Origin of the sequence: Microbispora corallina (assembly GCF_016863035.1) — a bacterium.
GTDB lineage: Bacteria > Actinomycetota > Actinomycetes > Streptosporangiales > Streptosporangiaceae > Microbispora > Microbispora corallina.
The window spans coordinates 1-890 of sequence record NZ_BOOC01000103.1; the positions used below are offsets into that span (position 1 = coordinate 1).

The 890-nt window shown below is 70.3% G+C and carries 1 protein-coding gene; it reads right to left on the minus strand.

The window, feature by feature from the left end:
* A partial coding sequence (locus Mco01_RS38720) for a phosphoketolase family protein (RefSeq protein WP_486348088.1) occupies positions 1 to 890 on the minus strand: 890 nt, incomplete at both ends.

Below are 890 nucleotides of genomic sequence, written 5' to 3' on the forward strand. Positions count from 1 at the left end.
GGCCAGGTCCAGTCGCGGATCTCGGCGGGGTCCTCGCCGTGCTCGCGGGTGTGGGCGCGGGCCCGCAGCCGGGCGTCGGTCATCCGCTGGCGCAGGTGCGCGGCCCTGGCGCCGAGGCCGGGTACCCGGTCGACCACGTCGATCACCAGGTGGTAGCGGTCGATGTCGTTGAGCATCGCCATGTCGAACGGCGTGGTGGTGGTGCCCTCCTCCTTGTACCCCCGCACGTGCAGGTTGTCGTGCCCGTGCCGGCGGTAGGTCAGCCGGTGGATCAGCCACGGGTAGCCGTGGAAGTTGAAGACGACCGGCCGGTCGGTGGTGAACAACGCGTCGAAGGCGGTGTCGTCCAGCCCGTGGGGGTGTTCGGAGGCCGGCTGCAGCCGCATCAGGTCGACCACGTTGACCACCCGCACCCGCAGCTCGGGCAGGTGCTCGCGCAGCAGCGCGGCCGCGGCCAGCGTCTCCAGGGTGGGCACGTCCCCGGCGCAGGCCAGCACCACGTCGGGGTCGGCCCCGGCGTCGGTGGAGGCCCACTGAAGGATGCCCAGGCCGCGGGTGCAGTGCACCACCGCCTCGTCCATGCTCATCAGGTCGAGCACGGGCTGTTTGCCGGCCACCACCACGTTGACGTAGTCGCGTGAGCGCAGGCAGTGGTCGGCCACCGACAGCAGGGTGTTGGCGTCCGGCGGCAGGTAGACCCGCACCACCTCGGCCTTCTTGTTGACCACGACGTCCAGGAAGCCGGGGTCCTGGTGGCTGAACCCGTTGTGGTCCTGCCGCCACACGTGCGAGGACAGCAGGTAGTTCAGCGAGGCCACCGGCCGCCGCCACGGGATCTTCTTGGCCGACTCCAGCCACTTGGCGTGCTGGTTGAACATCGCATCCACGAT